Annotated in this window: 21 protein-coding genes; 13 read left to right on the forward strand and 8 right to left on the reverse strand. The window is 56.8% G+C overall.

Translation table 11 applies throughout. The annotated features are described in order from the left end of the window. Positions 1 to 38 precede the first annotated feature (38 nt). On the reverse strand, positions 39 to 542 hold the full coding sequence (gene tpx, locus AAH446_RS01565) for a thiol peroxidase (protein ID WP_342904972.1): 504 nt from the start codon (positions 540 to 542) through the stop codon (positions 39 to 41). A gap of 161 nt (positions 543 to 703) precedes the next feature. On the opposite strand from tpx, the gene ycjG reads away from it, so the two are divergent. Continuing rightward, positions 704 to 1,687, forward strand: coding sequence for an L-Ala-D/L-Glu epimerase (gene ycjG, locus AAH446_RS01570; protein WP_342904973.1), 984 nt, complete (start codon positions 704 to 706; stop codon positions 1,685 to 1,687). A 14-nt stretch (positions 1,688 to 1,701) separates the two neighbouring features. On the opposite strand, the gene mpaA is transcribed toward ycjG, so the two are convergent. Next, a complete protein-coding gene (gene mpaA / locus AAH446_RS01575) occupies positions 1,702 to 2,409 on the reverse strand; it encodes a murein tripeptide amidase MpaA (RefSeq protein ID WP_342904974.1) in 708 nt (235 codons plus the stop codon). 191 nt (positions 2,410 to 2,600) lie between these two features. Here mpaA and AAH446_RS01580 point away from each other — a divergent pair, with 191 nt between their 5' ends. The 4 genes from AAH446_RS01580 (at position 2,601) to AAH446_RS01595 (ending at position 6,235) form a co-directional block, all read left to right on the forward strand. Then, a complete protein-coding gene (locus AAH446_RS01580; protein WP_342904975.1) occupies positions 2,601 to 4,217 on the forward strand; it encodes a peptide ABC transporter substrate-binding protein in 1,617 nt (538 codons plus the stop codon). A gap of 131 nt (positions 4,218 to 4,348) precedes the next feature. After that, positions 4,349 to 4,699, forward strand: a complete 351-nt coding sequence (locus AAH446_RS01585) for a hypothetical protein (protein WP_342904976.1) — start codon at positions 4,349 to 4,351, stop codon at positions 4,697 to 4,699. A 121-nt stretch (positions 4,700 to 4,820) separates the two neighbouring features. Further along, the gene (gene zntB / locus AAH446_RS01590; protein ID WP_342904977.1) at positions 4,821 to 5,804 is read left to right on the forward strand and encodes a zinc transporter ZntB; all 984 of its coding nucleotides are present in this window, start codon (positions 4,821 to 4,823) and stop codon (positions 5,802 to 5,804) included. 275 nt (positions 5,805 to 6,079) lie between these two features. Next, positions 6,080 to 6,235, forward strand: a complete 156-nt coding sequence (locus tag AAH446_RS01595; protein WP_342904978.1) for a hypothetical protein — start codon at positions 6,080 to 6,082, stop codon at positions 6,233 to 6,235. A 53-nt stretch (positions 6,236 to 6,288) separates the two neighbouring features. On the opposite strand, the gene ttcA is transcribed toward AAH446_RS01595, so the two are convergent. Beyond that, entirely contained in the window at positions 6,289 to 7,215 is a 927-nt protein-coding gene (gene ttcA / locus AAH446_RS01600) for a tRNA 2-thiocytidine(32) synthetase TtcA (protein ID WP_342904979.1), read from the reverse strand. A 384-nt stretch (positions 7,216 to 7,599) separates the two neighbouring features. Here ttcA and dbpA point away from each other — a divergent pair, with 384 nt between their 5' ends. From dbpA to AAH446_RS01615, 3 genes are all read left to right on the forward strand, one after another. Further along, complete coding sequence (dbpA, locus tag AAH446_RS01605; protein ID WP_342904980.1) at positions 7,600 to 8,979, forward strand: ATP-dependent RNA helicase DbpA; 1,380 nt, start codon at positions 7,600 to 7,602, stop codon at positions 8,977 to 8,979. 211 nt (positions 8,980 to 9,190) lie between these two features. Next, positions 9,191 to 10,423 (forward strand): PAAR domain-containing protein, encoded by a 1,233-nt coding sequence (locus tag AAH446_RS01610; RefSeq protein ID WP_342904981.1) that lies wholly within the window; start codon positions 9,191 to 9,193, stop codon positions 10,421 to 10,423. Further along, complete coding sequence (locus AAH446_RS01615) at positions 10,416 to 10,826, forward strand: DUF943 family protein (RefSeq protein ID WP_342904982.1); 411 nt, start codon at positions 10,416 to 10,418, stop codon at positions 10,824 to 10,826. Before AAH446_RS01610 ends, AAH446_RS01615 begins: the two co-directional genes overlap by 8 nt. Here AAH446_RS01615 and AAH446_RS01620 read toward each other — a convergent pair. Together AAH446_RS01620 and AAH446_RS01625 are read right to left on the reverse strand one after the other, a co-directional pair. Continuing rightward, the gene (locus AAH446_RS01620) at positions 10,823 to 11,005 is read right to left on the reverse strand and encodes a hypothetical protein (RefSeq protein ID WP_342904983.1); all 183 of its coding nucleotides are present in this window, start codon (positions 11,003 to 11,005) and stop codon (positions 10,823 to 10,825) included. The two genes, AAH446_RS01615 and AAH446_RS01620, sit on opposite strands and share 4 nt — an antisense overlap. Before the next feature lie 339 nt (positions 11,006 to 11,344). Then, a complete protein-coding gene (locus tag AAH446_RS01625; protein WP_342904984.1) occupies positions 11,345 to 11,638 on the reverse strand; it encodes a putative quinol monooxygenase in 294 nt (97 codons plus the stop codon). A 454-nt stretch (positions 11,639 to 12,092) separates the two neighbouring features. On the opposite strand from AAH446_RS01625, the gene AAH446_RS01630 reads away from it, so the two are divergent. Next, entirely contained in the window at positions 12,093 to 12,365 is a 273-nt protein-coding gene (locus AAH446_RS01630) for a putative hemolysin (RefSeq protein ID WP_342904985.1), read from the forward strand. A gap of 32 nt (positions 12,366 to 12,397) precedes the next feature. Here the strand turns inward: AAH446_RS01630 and AAH446_RS01635 are convergent, their stop codons facing one another. Beyond that, the gene (locus AAH446_RS01635; protein WP_342904986.1) at positions 12,398 to 13,393 is read right to left on the reverse strand and encodes a 2-hydroxyacid dehydrogenase; all 996 of its coding nucleotides are present in this window, start codon (positions 13,391 to 13,393) and stop codon (positions 12,398 to 12,400) included. A 198-nt stretch (positions 13,394 to 13,591) separates the two neighbouring features. Here AAH446_RS01635 and AAH446_RS01640 point away from each other — a divergent pair, with 198 nt between their 5' ends. Genes AAH446_RS01640 through AAH446_RS01650 form a run of 3 tightly spaced genes read left to right on the forward strand, consistent with a single transcriptional unit; the run spans position 13,592 to position 16,732 of the window. After that, complete coding sequence (locus AAH446_RS01640) at positions 13,592 to 16,219, forward strand: YdbH family protein (RefSeq protein ID WP_342904987.1); 2,628 nt, start codon at positions 13,592 to 13,594, stop codon at positions 16,217 to 16,219. Beyond that, complete coding sequence (locus AAH446_RS01645; RefSeq protein WP_342904988.1) at positions 16,206 to 16,394, forward strand: YnbE family lipoprotein; 189 nt, start codon at positions 16,206 to 16,208, stop codon at positions 16,392 to 16,394. The genes AAH446_RS01640 and AAH446_RS01645 overlap by 14 nt, the downstream gene beginning before the upstream one ends. An 11-nt stretch (positions 16,395 to 16,405) precedes the next feature. Further along, positions 16,406 to 16,732: a YdbL family probable chaperone protein gene (locus tag AAH446_RS01650; protein ID WP_342904989.1), complete on the forward strand. Its 327-nt coding sequence runs from the start codon at positions 16,406 to 16,408 to the stop codon at positions 16,730 to 16,732. Positions 16,733 to 16,777: 45 nt separating this feature from the next. Here AAH446_RS01650 and AAH446_RS01655 read toward each other — a convergent pair whose 3' ends face one another. Continuing rightward, positions 16,778 to 17,383 (reverse strand): FMN-dependent NADH-azoreductase, encoded by a 606-nt coding sequence (locus AAH446_RS01655; RefSeq protein WP_342904990.1) that lies wholly within the window; start codon positions 17,381 to 17,383, stop codon positions 16,778 to 16,780. 235 nt (positions 17,384 to 17,618) lie between these two features. Here AAH446_RS01655 and hrpA point away from each other — a divergent pair, with 235 nt between their 5' ends. Then, positions 17,619 to 21,521: an ATP-dependent RNA helicase HrpA gene (gene hrpA / locus AAH446_RS01660; protein WP_342904991.1), complete on the forward strand. Its 3,903-nt coding sequence runs from the start codon at positions 17,619 to 17,621 to the stop codon at positions 21,519 to 21,521. 183 nt (positions 21,522 to 21,704) lie between these two features. Here the strand turns inward: hrpA and AAH446_RS01665 are convergent, their stop codons facing one another. After that, entirely contained in the window at positions 21,705 to 22,508 is an 804-nt protein-coding gene (locus tag AAH446_RS01665; RefSeq protein ID WP_342904992.1) for a trypsin-like serine peptidase, read from the reverse strand. Between the last annotated feature and the right edge of the window lie 95 nt (positions 22,509 to 22,603).

The raw sequence follows: 22,603 nt of genomic DNA on the forward strand, positions 1-22,603 counted from the left end.
TCAGGCCGCAGGACCTGATTTTTTCACCGTGGCCGGAGTTACTTCAGCGCGGCAAGGGCCGCGTCGTAGTCCGGTTCCGTAGTAATTTCGCTGACCAGCTGGCTGTAGAGCACGTTATCTTTTTCATCCAGCACCACAACGGCACGGGCTGCCAGACCTTTCAGCGGGCCTTCCGCAATTGCCACGCCGTAATCCTGTTTGAAATCGCTGCCGCGTAAGGTGGAGAGCGTCACCACATTACTCAGGCCATCGGAGCCGCAAAAGCGCGACTGAGCAAACGGCAGGTCGGCAGAGATGCAGAGCACCACGCTATTTTCCGCGTCGCCCGCTAACTGATTAAACTTACGCACGGAAGTGGCGCAGACGCCGGTATCAACGCTGGGGAAGATATTAAGAATTTTACGCTTGCCAGCGTAGTTAGAAAGCGAGACTTCAGAAAGGTCTTTGGCAACCAGCGTGAAGGGTTTGGCCTGCTGGCCGGCCTGTGGCAGCTCGCCAGCAACAGCAACCGGATTGCCCTGAAAATGAACGGTCTGAGACATGATCTTTCCTTATTAGCGCGTTTAACAGTGCACTGAGTGTATGACATGCGCGGCAGGACAGACAGAAAAATCAGTAACCAGGGTTAACGCATTGCCAAAGCTGGCCGGGAATGGCTATGGTGTCTGTGTGGTTTTCTCCATTCACCCGAAAGGAAGAGTTAATGAGATCAGTGAAGGTATACCCGGAAGCCTGGCCGCTGCATACCCCCTTTGTGATTGCACGCGGAGCACGTCGTGAGGCGGGGGTGGTCGTGGTGGAGCTGGAGGAAGAGGGGATTAAAGGCGTGGGCGAGTGCACACCTTATCCCCGCTACGGTGAAAGTGAAGCCTCCGTTCTGGCGCAGATTACCGCGATGCTGGGGGAAATCGAACAGGGATTAACCCGCGAGCAGCTGCAACAGCGCCTGCCTGCCGGCGCCGCACGCAACGCCATCGATTCTGCGCTGTGGGATTTGCAGTCGCGTAAACGGGGTGAAGATCTCTGGGCGCTGACCGGCACGCCGATGCCGCAAGCGATCGAAATGGCGCAGACGGTGAGCATCGATACGCCCGAAATGATGGCCAGCGGCGCGCTGGCGCTGTGGCAGAACGGCGCCAGGCTACTGAAAATCAAAATGGATAACTCGCTGATCGCCGAGCGGCTGGTCGCGGTACGCGCGGCGGTGCCGGAGGCGACGCTGATTGTGGATGCCAACGAGTCATGGCATGCGGAGGGGCTGGCGGCACGCTGCCAGCTGCTGGCCGATCTGGGGGTGGTGATGCTGGAACAGCCGCTGCCTGCCGGTGACGACGCCATGCTGGAGAACTTTATCCATCCGCTGCCTGTCTGCGCCGATGAGAGCTGCCATACGCGGGAAAGCCTGCCAGCGCTGGCAGGGCGCTATGAGATGGTCAACATCAAACTGGATAAAACCGGCGGCCTGACGGAAGCGCTGGCGCTGGCCGGGGCGGCAAAAGCCGCGGGGCTTGAGGTGATGCTTGGCTGTATGCTCTGCACGTCGAGGGCGATTAGCGCGGCGTTACCGCTGGCCGATGTGGCCCGCTTTGTCGATCTCGACGGCCCGACCTGGCTCGCGGCGGACGTGGAGCCGGGCCTGCCGTTCAGCTGTGGGCGCATTACGCTTTCCGGCACGGCTGCGCGTTAGGGCGCGCAACCGTCTCACGGCTGCCAGGTGAGTAAATCAACCATCGCGCCGAGATACTTCTCTGTGGATTCGTCGGCGGAAACGGGAGGCAGCTCGGCGGTGATCACCGGCAAACCGAGATCGGCGCACCAGCTGCCGAATGAGCCCGGCGTGGCGTAGCCGACGGTGGTGACCAGCGGCAGCGCCATTTTCCCGGCCAGCCACTCTCCCAGCGGGCTTTTATGCGGATCTTCAATGCAGGCCAGCGGCTCATGGAAAGTCACTATCCATGTTGGAGCTAACCGGTGGATCAGCTCGCACAGCGCCCGGGTTTCCGGCTCGGAAGCGGGATGTTCACCTGTAGAAAGCCGCACGTCGCGCGCATCCGCCATGCTGTTCCAGCGGTATACCGTCTCCCCGTTTTGCCAGTTCGCCGCAGGGAAATTCCTGTTCAGATCCACGCCGCGTGAATTGGCCCGCAGCCCGAGCTGACAGCCGTCCGGATTGACCGCCAGCACCACATGATGGCGACGATGGCTCTCCTGCAATGTCCGCATGGCGCAGGAAAGGGTGACCACGGCGGCATTTTCATCGCCATGGGTTCCGGCCAGAATCAAACCGCTCTGCGCATCTGCGGCCGGAGCAGGAAACCACAGCAGTGGCGCTCCCAGCACCGAGGCGCCGTAAACCTGACTTGCAGCATCCAGCCTGCCGCGCAATGGGCGCGGATGTATCAATGACATGACGTTAACTCCGGAGTGTTTTTCTAAAGCTAGCGTAAAAGCGAGGGGAACAAAAGTGCCGCACACATCACTCTTCTGCCTCGCCGGGCGTCGCGAAGTGAAATAGGCTGTTGCCCACACAACAATTTGCGCTAAAGTGCCTGACAAAGTCGGTTCCGTTAATCTGACCAGGACTGTTAAAAGGTATCCCGATGAGCAACAAAGTTCACTTCACGCTGGCGGCCATCGCGCTGGCAGTCAGCCCGTCACTCTTTGCCGCTGAGGTGCCGTCCGGTACCGAACTGGCCGCACGTCAGGAAATTGTGCGTCATATCAAAGATGAACCTGCCTCACTCGATCCGGCTAAAGCCGTTGGCCTGCCGGAAATTCAGGTCATCCGCGATCTGTTTGAAGGGCTGACTAATCAGGATGCGAAGGGCAATATTGTGCCGGGCGTGGCCACCCAGTGGCAGTCGATGGACAATAAAACCTGGATTTTCACCCTGCGTAAAGAGGCGCGCTGGTCCGACGGCAGCCCGGTCACGGCGGACGATTTTGTCTACAGCTGGCGCAGGCTGGTCGATCCCGGCGTTGCGTCCACCTTCGCCTGGTTTGCTGAACTGGCGGGCATCCAGAATGCGAAAGCTATCGCCAGGGGCGAAATGGTGCCGGAAAAGCTGGGCGTTACGGCGCTGGATGCTCACCGGCTGAAGGTTACGCTTGATAAGCCGGTTCCCTGGTTTGTCAGCCTTACCGCCAATTTCAGCCTCTATCCAGTGCCGCGGCAGGCGATTGAAAAAGCCGGCGCGGACTGGACGCAACCCGGCAACCTGGTTGGTAACGGGGCCTATCAGCTACAGGATCGCGTGGTGAATGAAAAGCTGGTGCTGGTGCGCAATGACCATTACTGGAACAATGACCGCTCGGTCTTAACCAAAGTCACCTTTGTGCCGATCAATGAGGAATCCAGCGCCACCAAGCGCTTTCGCTCAGACGATATCGACATCACCGAATCTTTTCCGAAAAATATGTACCGGCTGTTAAAGAAACAGATCCCCGATCAGGTTTATACGCCAGACCAGCTGGGCACCTATTATTACGCGTTTAACACCCTGAAAGGGCCGACGGCGGACGTCCGGGTGCGTAAGGCGCTCTCATGGAGCATCGATCGCAAAATTATCGCTGAAAAAGTGTTAGGAACGGGTGAGAAACCGGCCTGGCACTTTACGCCGGATGTGACCGCTGGTTTCAGGCCGACTAAAGGGTTTCTGCAACAGCACGCCCAGGATGAGCTGAATGCCCAGGCGAAGGGACTGCTGGCGGCCGCAGGTTATGGGCCGACGCATCCGCTCAAACTGACGCTGCTCTACAACACCTCTGAGAATCATCAGAAAATTGCAATTGCGGTCGCCTCAATGTGGAAGAAAAATCTGGGCGTAGAGGTCAGACTGCAAAATCAGGAGTGGAAAACCTATATCGACAGCCGCAACAGCGGCAACTTTGATGTTATCCGCGCTTCCTGGGTAGGGGACTATAATGAGCCATCCACTTTCCTCAGCCTGCTGACCTCCACGCACAGCGGAAATATCGCTAAATTCTCCAATGCGGATTACGACGAAGTCCTGAAAAAAGCAGGCCGGGAAACCAGTCCCGAGGTGCGTAATGAAGATTATAATCGCGCCGAGCAGATCATTGCCGACCAGGTGCCCATCGCGCCGATTTATCAGTATACCAACGGTCGCCTGATCAAGCCCTGGGTGAAAGGTTATCCGATCGCTAACCCGGAAGACGTGGCCTACAGCCGCGAGTTGTATATCCTCAAACACTGACCGCACGGCGGGCCTTCTGGCCCGCCCGCATTGATGCCCGGATAAGGCCCCGTTAAGCCACTCTGCTTCCCCCATCACGCCTGACGCTTTCGCGCAATAATCCACCATCCTCCTTTATTGCCGGAAAAGTTATGGTCAAAATAATCTGTTTGCTGGGGAGCTGTCTGCTGCTCTCCGGTTGTGTGCTCAAGCATTATCCTGCCTCTCCGCCGATCGACGATCTGCAGGCCAGCCAGCTTGACTGCGGCGGCGTGCAGCAGGCGATTGCCCGTCAGCGGGACGTTGACGCGCAGATTGATAAAACCGGCGAATTTGATGGGCTGACCGTTCTGGCGTTTATGGGTGACTTTGGCATCGGTAACGGCGTGGCCAAAGGCCTTGCACGCAAACACGCCACGGCGAGAAGTGCGCAGCTTTCTTCGCTGGCGCAGCAGAAATGCGCAACGGGCAGCGTGGCCGCGATTAGCGCATTTCCATCATAACGCCTGCGTTTGCGACAGGGTTTCTGAATAACCGTTCCCCCTTGTCCGCCATGCCGTTTTGCATCGGCGGAGTGGCAAGCTAGACTGTAGCCCTTTGAGAATATTTAAAAGCGGAGCAGCCGTGGACGCTATTGCCGGTAAAGCTTTACAGATTTCAGACGCCATTATCGCCTGTCAGCTGGACGGAAAGGGCGGATTAATCCCCATCAGTGACAAAGACGTGCTGGAGTGCGATCGCCCCTGCTGGCTACACCTCAATTATACGCACCGGGAAAGCGCCGAGTGGCTGATGTCTACGCCGCTTATCCCGGATGCCGTACGCGACGCGCTGGGCGGCGACAGTATGCGACCCAGGCTGAGCCGCATGGGTGATGGCTCCATGATTACGTTACGCAGCGTCAACCTGAACAGCGAATCGCGCCCCGATCAGCTGGTGGTCATCCGCGTGTTTATCAATGAGAAGCTGATCGTCTCCACCCGGCAGAGAAAGGTCTTTGCCATCGATGAGGTACTGACCGACCTGCAAAACGGCAACGGGCCGGTCAGCGGCGGAAGCTGGCTGGTTGAGGTCTGTGAGGCGCTTAACGAGCACACCAGTGAATTTATTGAGGATCTGCACGATAAGATTATTGGCTTAGAAGATGCGGTGGTGGAGCAGCAGATCCCGCCGCGCGGCGAGCTGGCGCTGATCCGTAAGCAGCTGATCGTTATGCGCCGCTATATGGCTCCTCAGCGCGACGTTTTTTCCCGCATCGCCAGTGAACGCCTGCCGTGGATGAGCGACGATGACCGCCGCCGGATGCAGGACATCGCCGATCGCTTAGGGCGCGGGCTTGACGACCTTGATGCCAGCGTGGCGCGCACCACGGTGCTGGCTGACGAGATCAGTACGGTGATGGCCGAGGCGATGAACCGCCGGACCTACACCATGTCGCTGCTGGCGATGCTGTTTCTGCCAACCACTTTTCTGACCGGCCTGTTTGGCGTCAATCTGGGCGGCATCCCCGGCGGCGAATGGCGCTACGGTTTTGCCACCTTTTGTCTGCTGCTGGTGCTGCTGGCGTTAGGAGTCACCGTATGGTTACGGCGTCGTAACTGGCTGTAAGGCGAAGCGGGGCGGACGGGAAGGGAAGAAAGCGAGATAAAGCTGATCGACATCAATATTAACGTGCGGGCTCTCAGGCAAACTTCTTTCCGCAGGTGAATGCAACGTCAAGCGATGGGCGTTGCGCTCCATATTGTCTTACTTCCTTATTTTGAATTACTGCATAGCACTTTTAATTCACATGAACCGGCCTTGTGCCGGTTTTTTTTGCGCATTTGCCAGCGCCGTGACTGTTGCCTACGCTTAGGAGACATGCCAAGCAGAAGGAGCACAAGATGTTATCAGTAAGCCCAATGGATACTCCCCGTGCATCCGATCCGGTTCCGGTTGATCCGACACCCATTCCTGAGCCGATCCCCACGCCGCAACCGATGCCCGATCCGCCGCCAGGCGAACCCGATCCGATTCTCGATCCGCCACCGCATATGTGATGAAGGGGCAGGCCGGATTTCAGAAAACAGATCTGAACCGGCCTGAAGAGAAATTAACGGATTTGTACGACGTCCAGCCTTGCCGGGGCGTCGTCATCTTCTTCCGGCTGCCAGCCCGCAGGCTGTAACGGCATAGCCTCCCGATCGAAAGCCAGATCGCCGCCGTCCACCACCGCTGAACCGTGCGCAATACCTTTAAAATCAAACAGGTTGATATCCGCCAGATGAGAAGGCACTACGTTCTGCATGGCGCTGAACATGGTTTCAATCCGGCCAGGATAACGTTTGTCCCAGTCGCGCAGCATATCGGCAATCACCTGACGCTGAAGATTCGGCTGTGAACCACAAAGGTTGCACGGAATAATCGGGTATTCACGCGCAATGGCAAAACGCTCGATGTCTTTTTCACGGCAGTAGGCGAGGGGACGGATCACAATATGCTTGCCGTCATCGCTCATCAGCTTGGGCGGCATGCCTTTCATTTTGCCGCCGTAAAACATGTTCAGAAACAGGGTTTGCAGGATGTCATCGCGATGGTGGCCCAGTGCGATCTTAGTACAACCCAGCTCCGTTGCGGTGCGGTAAAGAATACCGCGACGCAGTCGTGAACAGAGAGAGCAGGTCGTTTTGCCTTCGGGGATCTTATCCTTAACGATGGCATAGGTGTTCTCTTCGACAATCTTATATTCCACACCCTGCGCTTCGAGGTATTCGGGCAGAATATGCTCAGGAAAGCCGGGCTGCTTCTGATCGAGGTTAACCGCGATCAGCGAGAAGTTGACCGGCGCGCTCTGCTGCAAGTTACGGAGGATTTCCAGCATGGTATAGCTGTCTTTGCCGCCGGAAAGACAGACCATAATGCGGTCGCCTTCCTCAATCATATTGTAATCCGCAATCGCTTCGCCCACGTTACGACGCAGTCGCTTCTGTAGCTTATTGAGGTTGTAGCGGGCTTTAGAATCTTGCTGTTTGTCTTGCATTGTAGTGTGGCTCACATTCGAAAGGGGCAACAGACGGGAACGCTAAACGCAGCAGCAGCCCGCTCCCAGGCCCTGGCATTTATGCCGCGAATCCCTGATGCGCGCGTGCGTTTTGCCCGTCTGTTCAACAATAAATAAAGGTTTACCGCTGTGATCTCCGCCAGCCGGTAAAAGTATGGCGTGTATGGTACGGATTACGGCGGGGAAAGCCAGTGGGTTTTGCTGTTGAACGCGGTTGATGATAAAGGATGACGCCTTTTCAGCCGCCGCTGCCCGTTGCGCCTGCAGAAATCATCTTCCTGCGGTCCGGAAGTAACTGCCTGAGGCGGTTGTCTGCTACACTCAGCGCCAACAGGCCCTGCCGATTTTATCAGAGAGTATTTTGTGACCGCTTTTTCAACCCTGACTTCCCTGCCAGCCAGCCAGATCGCTAATCTTACCGAACTGGGCTACCTGGCGATGACACCCGTTCAGGCGGCGTCGTTGCCCGCCATCCTTGAGGGACGCGACGTACGCGCCCAGGCAAAAACCGGCAGCGGTAAAACCGCCGCGTTCGGGCTTGGCGTGATGCACCGTATTGACCCGACCCGCTTTGTCACCCAGTCGCTGGTGCTTTGTCCGACGCGGGAACTGGCTGACCAGGTGGCAAAAGAGCTGCGCCGCCTGGCGCGCTTTGCCGCGAACATTAAAATTCTCACCCTGTGCGGCGGCCAGCCGATGGGCGCCCAGCGCGATTCGCTGGTGCATCCTCCGCATATCGTGGTGGGAACCCCGGGCCGTATCCTCGATCACCTGAAGCGCGAAACGCTCCAGCTGGATCAGGTTGCCACGCTGGTTCTTGACGAAGCTGACCGGATGCTGGAGATGGGCTTCCGGGAAGATATTGATGCGATCATCGCTTACTGCCCGCCGGCCCGGCAGACGCTGCTTTTCTCCGCGACATGGCCCACCGGTATTGCCCAAATCAGCCAGCGCATTCAGCGCGATCCGCTTTCCGTCGAGACGGACGATGTTTCAGATCTGCCCGCCATCGAGCAGACATTCTATGAGGCGTCGGCAAGAGAGAAACTCCCCGCGCTGATCGGCCTGCTTAGCGAGCAACAGCCTGCCTCCTGCGTGGTGTTTTGCAATACCAAACGCGAGTGTGATGATATTGCCCGGGCGCTGGAAAGCAGCCAGATTAGCGCGCTGGCGCTGCATGGCGATCTGGAACAGCGTGACCGCGACAGGGTGCTGATCCGTTTTGCGAACGGCAGCTGCCGTGTGCTGGTGGCAACCGACGTGGCCGCCCGCGGGCTGGACATTAAGTCGCTGGCAATGGTGGTCAACTATCAGCTCTCTTTCGATCCTGAAGTCCACGTTCACCGCATCGGGCGTACCGCGCGTGCGGGTGAAGAGGGCAGCGCGGTGAGCTTTGTCGCCCCCGACGAGATGATCCGGGCGCATGCGCTGGAAGACTACCTTCAGCAGAAGCTGAGCTGGAAAAGCGTTGCCGAACTGAAAGGCGTGACGCCACGACCGCTTCTGGCAGAGATGGCGACGCTCAGCCTGGAAGGCGGACGCAAAGCGAAGATCCGTCCGGGCGATATTCTCGGCGCCCTCACCGGCGAAGCGGGGCTGAGCGGCGATCTGATCGGTAAAATCGATATCGCGCCGACACATGCGTATGTCGCTATCCGCCAGGGGAGCGCGCGCAATGCCGTGAAGCAGCTTCAGCAGGTCAAAATCAAAGGCAAGTCCTGCCGTCCTCTTTTGCTTAAGTAAGCCAGAAAAATCGGGCCGGAAAGCCCATTAAAACCCGCCTTCACAGAAGGCGGCATTGTTTTGGCCCCCATAGAAACGTACTAAGCTCCAACCTAACCTTTATCCATGTGAAGCTGTAGTCTTACTATAGTCTCTGTTAAATATGGGGGATTGGCGATTATGATTCCTGTATGATGCGCTGGTTTTATAACCACTTCATTCATGAGGGATTATGATGATGGGATTTTTTCTGTATCACCAGGATAAAACAACCTGCGGCGGGCGCATTCTTTCTGGCGCGTCCGATGACACCTACGAAATCGGCGGGATTGTCCGCCAGCAGGTCCGGGTCGGCGACCCGGTGACCTGCGGGAAACACGAAGGGCGGTTCCGGGTCTGTGGCGGAATGGGCGACACCTATCAAGTAGGCGGTGCCCTGAAAGAGTGGGCGGGTTCACTGGACAGCTTCAGTTCCTGCCCGTGCCACGCCAGGTTCGTTCCGGGCGTGTTTTCCCACACCTACGAAAGCACCTGCAATGCCGGGCGAGTGGCTGAACGGCAGGAGACAGCCCGTAAAAAAAAACTGAGTGAGGCTAAGGATAAAGGGCTTGAGCCCATGCCCATCCCGGCGCTGATTTACCAGACCCAAAACCAGATGGATGACTATCAGGCCAGGGACATGCATCATGGCGATATAGATGTTCTGGCGCTGCGTAATGCGGTGCACATCGACGTGGACAATGTATCCGCCAGAGTGAACCCGTGGACGCTGAAACGCAAACCTGAACCGGCAACAGGAACCCTGTATTCACCTTATGCCATGCAGGATCTTGAGCAGCAGATGCCCCCCGTCAGCCGGGATGAAAGCGCACGCATAATGTTTGATGAGTTCCGGGAACTGGCGAAGCTGTTCTCCTTCCATGGTTTGTATAAAAACATCATTATTGAGATGATTGACCATATGCAGGAGAATACCGGCACGCCGTACAGCAGCCCGTTGCTGGATCAGGCACTGAAAGAGCAAATCCTGAATGACCATTCAGGAACAAGCTCACTATTGGGTGTTAATAAAGCACTAAAGTCAGCGATTAATACCGAATATGGTTTTATTCCATCAGTAGACAAAGAAAAATTTAATGATGAAATCAAGAAGACCGTATTGCCTAAATTTGACCGTCAAATAGATCGAACTAATGGTTTAGTTATTACTGTCCATGACACTTGGGCGACGCATATCACGCTGGAATTTCTGGAGGTTGAGGGGAACAATTACCAGGCAAAAGTGCATTACCGAATTCAGGATCATTTTGGGTTAGATAATGCCGATGTATTGAACCCTGTGTATCGTGAGTTTCGTATTTTTCGCTTGTGGTTCGCGCTTCAACGCTGGGATCTGTACGGGTATAAGCCATTTATCACAGAGATGAACGCCACCGTGGAAATCAACGGGAGGTTAGGTGAATAAGCGACTGATAGCGGGTATTGTGGCGGCTGCGGCCTGTGGCTGTATGCTGTGGCAGTATCTGATTCCCGTTGAGATTGTGGCGGTTCATGATGGTAATACGGTCTTAGTCAGGCATTTTCCATACCTTAAAAGTCGTCAGATAGACTGGTGGGAAGCCAATAAAGAGATGATCAAAGCTAAATATGGAGTGCCACACACCATATACAGTGATGGTGGTTATAGCGTGTTTATTGTGGGTTTTGATGACGGGTATCGTACAGAACCGAACGAAAGCCTGTTGTTTCCTACTGATGAAGTTTTCTGTTTTGATGATATCCAAACCGATGCTCGATGTATCGACCGCAACCCTCTTTTATCCGTGCGTTTTAGCCGGAATACCGGGCTGACATTTGAGAGTTACTAGCCATTAAGAAGTTGCGGGATCATTAAATCAAAAGGATCTTCTTGAGGTCCTTTTTTCTGCGCGTAATTCCTTGCTCTGTAAACAAAAAAACCGCCGCTACCAACGGTGGTTCGTTTGCCGGAATTCAGAGCTACCAACTCTTTATTCCGATGGTAACTGTTTTGTACGAGACGAGTCACCAAAACTGTCCTTCCAATAAAGCCGTACTCCGGCACCCACTTCAAGAATTTTAGACAAATCTTTCGCATATCCTGGTTACCAATGGCTACCGCCAATGGCGATTTTCGTGTCTTTCAGGCTTGAACTCAAGTGATTAGATTAGTTACCTGAACAGGCGCGGTAGTCGGACTAAACGGGGAGTTCGTACATATAGTCCAGCTTGGAGCGGCCCCCTTAGATATCAGCGTGAGGGATACGTCAGCATCGTTGCATGTGGTGACGATTTTCCGCGTAGTCATGCCTTTGGCGTAAACTTAACCATGAAAGTAAAAGGCGCATTAACTGCGCCATAAAGCGGATTACATCCCGATTTTAATCACTTCCGGCGGCATGGTAAGCAGCGGAACAGCGTCGGCCATCAGCGTCTGGAAGTGTGGCTGTTCGCCATGCAGCGTCACCGCCGCTTCATTTTCCCACGTCTCATGGAACAGGAAGACGTTGCCGTCCTCAACGCTACGGTAGAGATCGTAGTGCAGACATCCCTCCTCGGCACGCGCAGGTTTGACGCCATTATTCAGCACTTTCTTCAGCTCATCGGCCTTACCCGGCCTGGCGGTGAATTTCGCAACGATAAGGATGTTTTTTTCGGTCATTTCTATCTCCTTGGTTGATACTTTTGCTAAAAGGACGTGGAGCCGGCTTCTACTTTCTGTTCTCTGACATCAGGGTCAGCCATTCCAAAAACGCATTACCGCATAATGCCACAGTTTTTCAGCCTCTTCAGGCTGCCGGCGCCTTCCGGCAGGTTAAGCGCATTTTAGGTTAACTGTGCCGTCGCAAAATGACGCCGCCAGCCTGAGCGTGAGAAAAAATGTCTGTTTTGCCAGATCGGTGCCCCGGTTCGTGACAGTGTCACTATTCGCTTGTGGCTGGCTTGATCGCCGCTTTCAATGCCTGAGGGAGCATTCAACCAGCCTGCCAAAATAAGACAGTGGCCTATTGCATTTTCAGGTCGCACAATTTGGTAAATATTCGTGACAGCTCTCGACCCATAAGAAAACCTGGCATATGCTGGCAAACGCCATACCCCCCAACCGGAGTGAATCAATGAAAGCAGCGACCTTTCTGCTGGCTACCGCTGTACTGCTGCTCGCAGGCTGTAGCAGCGACGCCGACAATGAACCGCCACAGCAGGCGACAAGCGCACACGTTCCTGCAAAGGTCGTTATGTCTGAACTGGCGGCCAGCGCCTGCTCCGGCGCCGGGGGAAGTCTGGCGCTGTCGCGTCAGCTGGACGGCTCTGCGGTGGGGATGTGTCAGCTGGCCAACGGCCGCCGCTGCGATGAAGGCGCGCTGACCAGCGGCAGCTGTATCCGCTAAAACGGACTTCGCCGGTCAGCATCGCTCTTTGCTTACTGCGCCGTCAGTTCGTTAGGGCAGGTTTCGCCCCGGTCGAGCTGCTTCAGGTTTTCCAGCGTGGTTTCCGCAATGCTGGTCAGCGCTTCCGCCGTCAGGAAGGCCTGATGCCCGGTAAACAGTACGTTGTGGCAGGCGGAAAGCCGGCGAAAGACGTCATCCTGGATCACGTCATTCGACTTATCCTCAAAGAACAGATCGCGTTCGTTTTCATAGACGTCCATACCCAGCGAGCCGATTTTCTGCATCTTCAGCGCATCGATAGCGGCCTGAGAATCGATCAGCCCGCCCCGGCTGGTGTTAATGATCATCACGCCATCTTTCATCTGCTGGAAGGCGGCCATATTCAGTAAATGATAATTATCCGGCGTCATGGGACAGTGCAGGCTGATTACATCAGCCTCCCGGAAGAGGGTATTGATATCCACATATTCAACACCTATCTCCAGCGCCAGAGGGTTAGGATAGGGATCGCACGCCAGCAGACGCATGCCAAAGCCTTTCAGTATCCGCAAGGTAGCAAGCCCGATTTTACCGGTGCCGATCACGCCCGCAGTGCGTCCGTGCATATTAAAACCGATCAGCCCGTCCAGCGAGAAGTTGGCTTCGCGGGTTCTCTGCCAGGCGCGGTGAATGCGGCGGTTAAGGGTCATCATCATGCCCACCGCATGTTCCGCCACGGCCTCAGGGGAATAGGCGGGCACGCGGACCACATGCAGGCCCAGCTCCTTTGCCGCATCCAGGTCAACGTTATTGAAGCCCGCGCAGCGTAGCGCGATGAACTTCACGCCCAGTTCCGCCAGCTCCTCCAGCACCACGCGTCCGCCATCGTCGTTAACAAACAGGCAGACGCCATCGCAGCCAACGGCGTTTTTAGCCGTGCGGTCCGTCAGCAAAAAATCGAAAAACTCCAGCTCAAAGCCGTAGCTTTCATTGACCTGCTCAAGGTAGGTCCGGTCATAATGTTTTGTGCTGTACACCGCAAGTTTCACAGTTAATCTCCTGTTGCCGTAATGGAATATCTCTTACTACAGTTTAACAATAATTCTCAGCAAGCTACGCCTCTCGCCGTGGCCTGGCGGAAAATAAGATCTTAACATCTGATTTCAGGTTAAAAACTTCTCCATCAGAGCATTACGTGCCATCATTCAGCACGCTGTTATTCACGGGAAGAGAGGGATTTCACTGCCATGAGTCGGGGCTGGAAGGTATTTACTGCGGTGACGCTGTCGCTGGTGCTGATCGTCGCTGGTGTGGCGCTGACCCTACCCTGGTGGCTGCCGCAGCTTGCCGGGATGTGGCTTCCAGCAGGCACCCACGTGGCGCTGGATGGGCGTCCGGGCTGGCGAAACGGCAAGCTTGTCCTGCCCGGAATACGCTATTTTGCGGATGATTGTGCTCTTGCTGCTGCCAGCCACGTCACGCTTGGCCGCCAGTCAGGTCGCTGGCAGCTGGCGGCGGATACGCTCACCCTTGATCGGGCCTGCCTGAGTCATCTTCCCGCAGCTGAACACCCCTCTGCGCCCAGAACTTTTGCAGAGTGGCAGGCGATGCTGCCCGCCGCCGATATCACCGTTGCGAAGCTGACGCTGGTGCCCTGGACCGCCTGGTCCGGGGCGCTGAAGCTTAATCTGGACAGCCGCCAGCAGCACTTCACCTGGCGCTCAGCGAATCTGTCGCTTGAAGCCTCGCTGAGCGGGCAAACGCTGGATCTTGCCTCGCTAAGATTACAGACGCCGGGACTTACCGAACCTGTGCAGATCGCCGGAACAATACAGCTTCCTGAACTACCCGATTCCCTTCCTGACGAGGGCAGGCTGGCTGCCGGCCTGGCGCTGGAGGGCTTTCCAGCCCCACTGCAAATGACGCTGACCTGGCAGCAACAGCAGGGAAGCGTCGTGCTGTTGCAGCAGGGAGAACGGGACCCGCTAATGACGCTGCCCTGGCAGGCGAGCGGCGATCGTATCGATATTCACCAGGGGCAGTGGCGCTGGCCTTATGCCATGCAGCCGCTCTCCGGCGGCGTCTCGCTCAGTTTGCAAAACTGGCGACAGGGGATTTCCGCGACGGAAATCACCGGCCGCCTGAACGTGCTGACACAAGGGCGCGGCGGCAAGGGCAATGTGGTACTGACGCTGGGGCCTGGCCATCTCGATCTGCTCAACAGCGCGTTACCGTTTCGCATCACGGGCGTCAGCAAACTGGCGCAGCTGCAGTTTTATGCCGGTTTGCCGGGCGAAGTGCAGGGGCCGCTGCTCGATCCCAAAATACGCCTTGCGCCCGGCGCGCTGCTGCGTATGAAGGGACGGCTGCTCTCCACGCTGGAAGTGGATGAAGCCCGCTGGCCGCTGGCTGGCGTAACCCTTTCGCAGGCCGGGATCGATGGTCGGCTCCAGGCGATCCTGAGCGCGCATGACGCGCAGATGGGCCGCTTCCGGCTGCATCTTGATGGTGAAGCGAAGGCGTTCTGGCCAGACCGGGGGCGCTGGCGCTGGCGCTACTGGGGCGAGGGTTTTATGGCTCCGCTTGCCGCCAGATGGGATGTGAGCGGACGCGGACGCTGGCAGGAGAGGCTAATTGAACTCAGCGCGCTCTCAACAGGCTTTGATCATATCCATTATGGCAGCGTCAACGTTGACCAGCCACGCCTTATCCTCAGCTCTCCCGTGCGCTGGCTGCGCGATCCGGCCCATCCGGCTTTCAGCGGCGGGTTTACCTTCTCCGCCCGGCAGACCGACTTCAGCAACGGCGGCTATCTGCCGCCGGCAACGCTGCGGGTTAACCTGAAGGGACGCGATCCTTCCGACTTCCTTTATGACGGCGACTTGCAGGCGGAGGCGATCGGCCCGGTGCGCGTGCAGGGGCGCTGGGACGGCGCGCGCCTGCGCGGGCAGGGCTGGTGGCCGCAGCAGCCGCTCAGCGTGTTTCAGCCGCTGCTCAGTGAGGATCTGAAAATGCATATTCAGTCCGGCCAGCTAAAGGCGCAGGTAGCCTTTTCTGCCGCCAGCAAGCAGGGTTTTGAAGCGGGCGGCCACTGGGTGGTCAGCGACGGCAGCGTCAGAACGCCGGATAATGAGATCACGGGGGTGAACTTCTCGCTGCCGTTCCGCCTGAAGGATCACCTGTGGCATTTTGGCGCTAAGCAGCCTGTCTCTTTGCGTATCAGAGAGATTAAAAATCAGTTCAGTCTGCAAAATATCACGGCGGATTTGCAGGGGTGGTATCCCTGGAGCGCCCGCCAGCCGCTGCAACTCAGCAACGTCAGTGTGGATCTCCTGGGCGGCAGCCTGAGCATGGCAAGCCTGCAAATGCCGCAAACGGAAGCGGCGCTGATGCGGCTGAATCAGATTAGCCTCAGCGAGCTGATCGCCGCGATAAAACCGAAACAGATTGCGATGTCCGGTCATGTTAATGGTGAACTGCCGCTCTGGCTGACGCATCCCCGCTGGCTGATTAAGGATGGCTGGCTGGCCAACAGCGGACCGCTTACGGTACGGCTGAATAATGACTTTGCCGACGCCATCTCCAGTAACAACATTGCTGCGGGCGCGGCGATGGACTGGCTGCGCTATATGGAGATCTCCCGCAGCTGGGCCACGCTCGATCTGGATAATCTGGGCGCGCTGACCATGAAGGCGCAGGTGGAGGGAACCAGCCGCTTCAGTGATAAAAATCAGCGCGTGTCGCTTAACTACACGCAGCAGGAGAATCTTTTTCAGCTCTGGCGCAGCCTGCGCTTTGGCGATAACCTCCAGTCCTGGGTGGAGCAGCACGCCACCCTGCCACCGCAAAAAGGAAACTCAGATGAAACGCATTAGCCTGCTGCTCTCCGTCAGTACGCTGCTGCTCAGTGGCTGTATTCCGCGTATTGAGGTCGCGGCGCCCAAAGAGCCCATCACCATCAATATGAATGTGAAAATTGAGCATGAAATTCATATCAAGGTCGATAAAGATGTCGAAGCGTTGTTGAAAAACCAGAGCGATCTCTTCTGAGGAGCGGCATCATGAACAGGCTGAAACGACTGATAATCGCGGCGATACTGCTCTCACCGTCCGCACTGGCGCTGACGCTGGATGAAGGACGTCAGCAGGGCCGCGTAGGCGAAACGCTTTCGGGCTACATTGCACCCCGCACAGAGGATAAGGAAACGCAGGCGCTGGTTGAAGCGATCAATCAGGGCCGTCGGGCTGAATATCAGCGGATTGCGCGAGAAAACAGGCTGACGACTGACGGGGTGGCGGGCATTGCCGGACAAAAGCTGGTGGAGCGGGCGCTGCCTGGGGAATACGTGCGGGGAATTAACGGCAGGTGGTTTAAAAAAGTCGAATAAAAAAGGCAGCCTGAAGGCTGCCTCTCATCCGCAGCAGGCGCGTAATTACGCGGCCACGATCTGCTTCAGCGCATCTTTCGCATCGTTAGCGGCTTTGGTGGCCACTTCCGGCCCATAAGCGATACCTTCCGCGAAGACGAACTCCACGTCGGTCATGCCCAAAAAGCCCAGGAACAGCTTCAGATAAGGCGTCAGCAGGTCGCTCGGGGTATCTTTATGGATGCCGCCGCGGCTGGAGATAACCACCACTTTTTTACCGGTGATCAGGCCTTCAGGGCCATTGCTGGTGTAGCGGAAGGTGACGCCAGCACGGGCGATCAGGTCGAAATAGTTTTTCAGCTGCGTCGGAATGTTGAAATTGTACATCGGTGCCGCAATAACGATGGTGTCGTGCGCGTTGATTTCGTTAATCAGTTCATCAGACAGGGCCAGCGCTTCCTGCTGGCGTGGCGTCAGTGCCGCCTCGGAAGGACGCATCGCGCCGACCAGTTCACCATCCAGTACCGGAACAGGGTTGGCGGCCAGATCGCGGATAGTCAGTTCATCGCTACCGTGGGCGGCTTTCCACTCTTCTACAAAATGGTCGACTAGCTGGTTTGACTGTGAGTAACCGGCGAGAATACTGGATTTCAGCACTAAAACTTTGCTCATGATAATTTCCTGTCTGTTATGCGGAGGACCTTCCGCTCAATGAGATACACTCTAGGGAGAAATTGTCCCGAGTGATAGTGCAATATTCTGAGGCCTATGTTCGAATTTACTGAACAACCGGGCCAGGCCGCGCCGCCGCTAAGTCGCTGTCTGTGTTACAATACGCAAAATTTTTTTTCATCAGAAACATCAGCTGTTGACCGGCTGAACGGCAACAGAGCGAGTGCTATACCCTATGTCTGAGAGACCCCAATCGCCGCTGGCGGCCCTGATACCGCAACTTGATTCACTGATGCTGCGCGACCGGCAGCGTCTGCTGAAGCGCCTGCATGGTGCAAAAAAAGTGAAAAACCCCGCCGCCCAGCAGGCGATCGCTGAAGAACTGAGCGGGGAAATCACGCTGGCGGCGCAGCGCGTCGCCCAGCGCCGTGCGGCGACCCCGCGCATCAGCTATCCGGAAAACTTGCCGGTCAGCCAGAAAAAAGAAGATATCGCCGAAGCGATCCGTGAGCATCAGGTAGTGATCGTTGCCGGTGAAACCGGCTCGGGCAAAACCACCCAGCTGCCGAAAATCTGCATGGAGCTGGGACGCGGCATCACCGGCCTGATTGGTCACACCCAGCCGCGCCGCCTGGCCGCGCGCACCGTGGCCGACCGTATCGCGGAAGAGCTGGAAACCACGCCCGGCGGCTGCATCGGCTATAAGGTCCGCTTTAACGATCGCGTCAGTGACACCACCCAGGTGAAGCTGATGACCGACGGTATTCTGCTGGCGGAAATTCAGCAGGATCGTCTGCTGATGCAGTATGACACCATCATTATCGATGAGGCCCACGAGCGCAGCCTGAACATCGATTTCCTGCTGGGTTATCTGCGCGAGCTGCTGCCGCGCCGTCCCGATCTTAAGGTGATTATCACCTCGGCGACCATCGATCCTCAGCGCTTTTCGCGCCATTTCCATAATGCGCCGGTGATTGAGGTGTCGGGCCGGACCTATCCGGTCGAGGTGCGCTACCGCCCGGTGGTGGAAGAGGCCGATGATACCGATCGCGATCAGCTACAGGCGATATTCGATGCGGTGGATGAACTTGGCAGGGAAAGCGCCGGGGACATTCTGATCTTTATGAGCGGCGAGCGGGAAATTCGCGATACGGCCGATGCGCTCAACAAGCGCGACCTGCCGCACACCGAAGTTCTGCCGCTCTACGCCCGGCTTTCAAACGCCGAACAGAACCGCGTGTTTCAGTCCCATACGGGCCGGCGTATCGTGCTGGCGACCAACGTGGCGGAAACCTCGCTGACCGTACCCGGCATTAAATACGTTATCGATCCGGGTACCGCCCGCATCAGCCGCTACAGTTTCCGTACCAAAGTGCAGCGGCTGCCGATCGAGCCCGTTTCTCAGGCGTCGGCCAACCAGCGTAAAGGGCGTTGTGGCCGCGTCTCGGAAGGGATCTGTATCCGTCTTTACTCAGAAGATGACTTCTTAAGCCGCCCTGAATTTACCGATCCGGAAATTCTGCGCACCAACCTGGCCTCGGTCATTCTGCAAATGACCGCGCTCGGCCTGGGCGATATCAGCGCGTTTCCCTTCGTTGAGGCGCCGGACAAACGCAATATTCAGGATGGCGTGAAGCTGCTTGAAGAGCTGGGGGCCATCACCCAGGCTGAGAACCAGCACTACCGCCTGACTCCGTCCGGCAGGATGCTGGCGCAGCTGCCGGTCGATCCCCGGCTGGCAAAAATGGTGCTTGAAGCGCAGAAATATGGCTGTACGCGTGAAGTGATGATTATTACCTCCGCGCTCTCCATTCAGGACCCCCGTGAGCGCCCGGTGGAAAAGCAGCAGGCTTCGGATGAAAAACATCGCCGGTTTGCGGATAAAGACTCTGATTTCCTGTCGTTCGTTAACCTGTGGGATTACCTGCAGGAGCAGCAGAAGGCGCTGGGTTCCAGCCAGTTCCGCCGGCTCTGCAAATCGGATTTCCTCAACTATCTGCGTGTACGGGAATGGCAGGATATCTACACCCAGCTTCGCCAGGTAGTGCGTGAGCTGGGGATCCCGCTTAACAGTGAACCAGCCGATTTTCGCAGCGTGCATACTGCGCTGCTGACCGGTTTGCTCTCCCACATCGGACAGAAGGACAGCGAAAAGCAGGAGTTTACCGGCGCGCGCAACGCCCGCTTCGCCATTTTTCCGGGCTCCGGCCTGTTCAAAAAGCCGCCGAAGTGGACGATGGTGGCGGAGCTGGTTGAAACCAGCCGGCTGTGGGGGCGCATTGCTGCCCGGATTGAGCCGGAGTGGATTGAGCCGATTGCCCAGCATCTGATTAAGCGAAGCTACAGCGAACCGCACTGGGAGAAAGCGCAGGGCGCGGTAATGGCGAGTGAAAAAGTGACGCTTTATGGCTTGCCCATCGTCGCGGCGCGCAAAGTCAATTACGGTAAAATCGATCCAGCGCTCTCCCGTGAGTTATTTATCCGCCATGCGTTAGTGGAAGGCGACTGGCAGACGCGCCATGCCTTCTTCCGCGCTAACCTCAAACTGCGCGAAGAAGTGGAGGAGCTGGAACATAAGTCCCGTCGCCGCGACATTCTGGTCGATGAGGAGACGCTGTTTGCATTTTATGACCAGCGCATCCCGCATGAGGTCGTCTCCGCCCGCCATTTTGACAGCTGGTGGAAGCAGGCCAGCCGCGAGGAGCCCGAGCGGCTGAATTTCGCGAAAGAGATGCTGATCAAGGATGGGGCAAACAGCGTCAGCAAGCTGGACTACCCGAACTTCTGGCAGCAGGGTAACCTGAAGCTGCGCCTGAGCTATCAGTTTGAGCCGGGCACCGATGCCGATGGCGTCACGGTGCATATTCCGCTGCCGCTGCTGAATCAGGTTGAGGAGCGCGGTTTTGAGTGGCAGATACCCGGCGTACGACGTGAGCTGGTCATCGCGCTGATTAAATCGCTGCCAAAGCCGCTGCGCCGTAATTTCGTACCGGCGCCTAACTATGCGGAAGCCTTTCTGGCCCGCGCCACGCCGTTTGAACAGCCGCTGACTGACGCGATGGAGCGCGAATTCCGCCGGATGAGCGGCGTGACGATTGAGCGCGAGGCGTGGCAGTGGGATCAGGTTCCCGATCATCTGAAAATGACCTTCCGCGTGGTGGATGAAAATAACCGTAAGCTTGGGGAGGGACGCGATCTCTCCGCGCTGAAACTTCAGCTTAAGGGCAAGGTTCAGGAAACGCTCTCCAACGTGGCCGATGACGGGCTGGAGCAGAGCGGGCTGCACATCTGGAGCTTTGGGGATTTACCGGATCACTTTGAACAGAAGCGCGGCGGCTACAGCGTCAAGGCGTGGCCGGCGCTGGTGGATGAGAAAGAGAGCGTGGCCATCCGGCTGTTCGACTCTCAGCACGAGCAGCAGAAAGCGATGTGGCGTGGCCAGCGTCGTTTGCTGCTGCTCAATATTCCTTCCCCGATCAAATATCTTCATGAAAAGCTGCCTAATAAAGCCAAGCTGGGTCTCTACTTCAATCCTTACGGCAAAGTGTTGGATCTGATTGATGACTGCATCGCCTGTGGCGTCGACCAGCTGATCGCCGAATTTGGCGGGCCGACCTGGCAGGAAGAGGCTTTTGCGAAGCTGCATGAGAAAGTGCGCGCGGAACTCAATGAGACGGTCGTGGATATTGCGAAAAAGGTCGAGCAGATCCTGACTGCGGTATTCACTATCAATAAGCGGCTGAAAGGGCGCGTCGATATGACGATGGCGCTCAGCCTCGCCGATATCAAAGCGCAGATGAGCGGGCTGGTCTATCGCGGCTTCGTGACGCAGAACGGCTGGAAGCGGCTGGGTGACACGTTGCGCTATCTGCAGGCCATTGAGCGTCGGCTTGAGAAGCTGCCGGTCGATCCGCACAGCGATCGCGCCCGGATGCTGAAGGTGGAAAAAATTCAGCAGGCCTGGAGCAGCTGGTTCAATAAGCTGCCGCCGGTGCGCCGGGATGATGAAGAGGTGCAGGCTGTCCGCTGGATGATTGAGGAACTGCGCGTCAGCTACTTTGCTCAGCAGCTGGGCACGCCCTATCCGGTTTCGGAAAAGCGCATCCAGCAGGCGATGGATGAGATTTCCGCCGCCTGACGGTGTGCCGGGCAAACAAACGTAAATTATAAGGGCCTTTATGGCCTTTCAGACTGTTGTCAAACGTAAAGCGAAGGGAACAGGGATGGGAGTAAAGCGCCCCGCGCCATGGGCGGCGTGGGCAGAGCCAGCACTTAGTCATCAGCGTGAAGGGCCTTTATGGCCCTTTTTACCGTGGGTATTTTACTTCGCCAACGCTTCCAGGTTATCGCGGAAAGCCGTGACGGCAATCGCCCGGTTATCGGCCAGATAGCGATCTTTCGCCGCCGGGGCGGAGCTTTGCACCGCGATAAGCTGCCACCGATCGTCCACCCTTAGCAGGAGCGGTGAGCCACTGTCGCCAGGCAGGGTGTCGCACTGATGGGAAAGTACGCCTTTCTGCGCCCAGCCGGTGACCAGGCATTCGCTGTGAGAATAGAGCGTGTCGAGGTGATCTTCCGGATAGCCCGCCTGGGTCACTTTGCGGTTATCGCGCTTGAGTGCGGCGGTCAGCTCGCCACGGCTGCCGGCAAACATCGGCACCGGCGTAATGCCGGAGGGGGGATTATGCAGGATTACCAGTCCGTAATCATAAGGCGCGGCGGAGGAGGGGACGATCCAGCCAGTGCCCGACGCCTTCAGTTTTTTCCCCAGATCCGGATCGACACGCGTCTCGATATCGCGAATTTCATAGCGCCAGCCGCCGCTCTCACCGGCAATAAAACGCAGGGCAACCGCAGGATCGATGGCCCCGGGCGGCGTCAGCAGGCAGTGTCCGGCAGTCAGGACCAGATGCGTGGAGATCAGCGTTGCGCTACAGAGATTGCCGCTGGCGGTTTCAAGCTGGCCGATGGCTTCCCAGGGCTGGGTGGCGGAATCGGTAATGGGTTTACGGTCATCTTTACCATAAAAAAGGGTTTTGATGTCGGCATCGCCTGACGCGTCGTCAGCGTGGGTATAAAAAGTACAGGCTAAACACCCAATTAAAAACAGAGCTTTCAGGCGCATTTCTCTCTCAGAATGGAGAACGAACGGAGTGAATAAAAACCACGAAGTGTTAATAACTATAGACGGATAATAAAACAATAGGGAGTTTAATTTTA

This window comes from Erwinia psychrophila (assembly GCF_039023475.1).
In the GTDB taxonomy this organism is placed as follows: Bacteria; Pseudomonadota; Gammaproteobacteria; order Enterobacterales; family Enterobacteriaceae; genus Erwinia.

Excerpts from the sequence above, each read along its gene's own strand:
- mpaA (WP_342904974.1), bottom strand. The coding sequence starts at position 2,409 with ATGTCATTGATACATCCGCGCCCATTGCGCGGCAGGCTGGATGCTGCA.
- AAH446_RS01655 (WP_342904990.1), bottom strand. The coding sequence starts at position 17,383 with ATGAGCAAAGTTTTAGTGCTGAAATCCAGTATTCTCGCCGGTTACTCA.
- ycjG (WP_342904973.1), top strand. The coding sequence starts at position 704 with ATGAGATCAGTGAAGGTATACCCGGAAGCCTGGCCGCTGCATACCCCC.
- AAH446_RS01585 (WP_342904976.1), top strand. The coding sequence starts at position 4,349 with ATGGTCAAAATAATCTGTTTGCTGGGGAGCTGTCTGCTGCTCTCCGGT.
- tpx (WP_342904972.1), bottom strand. The coding sequence starts at position 542 with ATGTCTCAGACCGTTCATTTTCAGGGCAATCCGGTTGCTGTTGCTGGC.
- AAH446_RS01665 (WP_342904992.1), bottom strand. The coding sequence starts at position 22,508 with ATGCGCCTGAAAGCTCTGTTTTTAATTGGGTGTTTAGCCTGTACTTTT.
- AAH446_RS01650 (WP_342904989.1), top strand. The coding sequence starts at position 16,406 with ATGAACAGGCTGAAACGACTGATAATCGCGGCGATACTGCTCTCACCG.
- AAH446_RS01640 (WP_342904987.1), top strand. The coding sequence starts at position 13,592 with ATGAGTCGGGGCTGGAAGGTATTTACTGCGGTGACGCTGTCGCTGGTG.
- AAH446_RS01645 (WP_342904988.1), top strand. The coding sequence starts at position 16,206 with ATGAAACGCATTAGCCTGCTGCTCTCCGTCAGTACGCTGCTGCTCAGT.
- AAH446_RS01595 (WP_342904978.1), top strand. The coding sequence starts at position 6,080 with ATGTTATCAGTAAGCCCAATGGATACTCCCCGTGCATCCGATCCGGTT.
- AAH446_RS01610 (WP_342904981.1), top strand. The coding sequence starts at position 9,191 with ATGATGATGGGATTTTTTCTGTATCACCAGGATAAAACAACCTGCGGC.
- hrpA (WP_342904991.1), top strand. The coding sequence starts at position 17,619 with ATGTCTGAGAGACCCCAATCGCCGCTGGCGGCCCTGATACCGCAACTT.
- AAH446_RS01580 (WP_342904975.1), top strand. The coding sequence starts at position 2,601 with ATGAGCAACAAAGTTCACTTCACGCTGGCGGCCATCGCGCTGGCAGTC.
- AAH446_RS01625 (WP_342904984.1), bottom strand. The coding sequence starts at position 11,638 with ATGACCGAAAAAAACATCCTTATCGTTGCGAAATTCACCGCCAGGCCG.
- ttcA (WP_342904979.1), bottom strand. The coding sequence starts at position 7,215 with ATGCAAGACAAACAGCAAGATTCTAAAGCCCGCTACAACCTCAATAAG.
- AAH446_RS01630 (WP_342904985.1), top strand. The coding sequence starts at position 12,093 with ATGAAAGCAGCGACCTTTCTGCTGGCTACCGCTGTACTGCTGCTCGCA.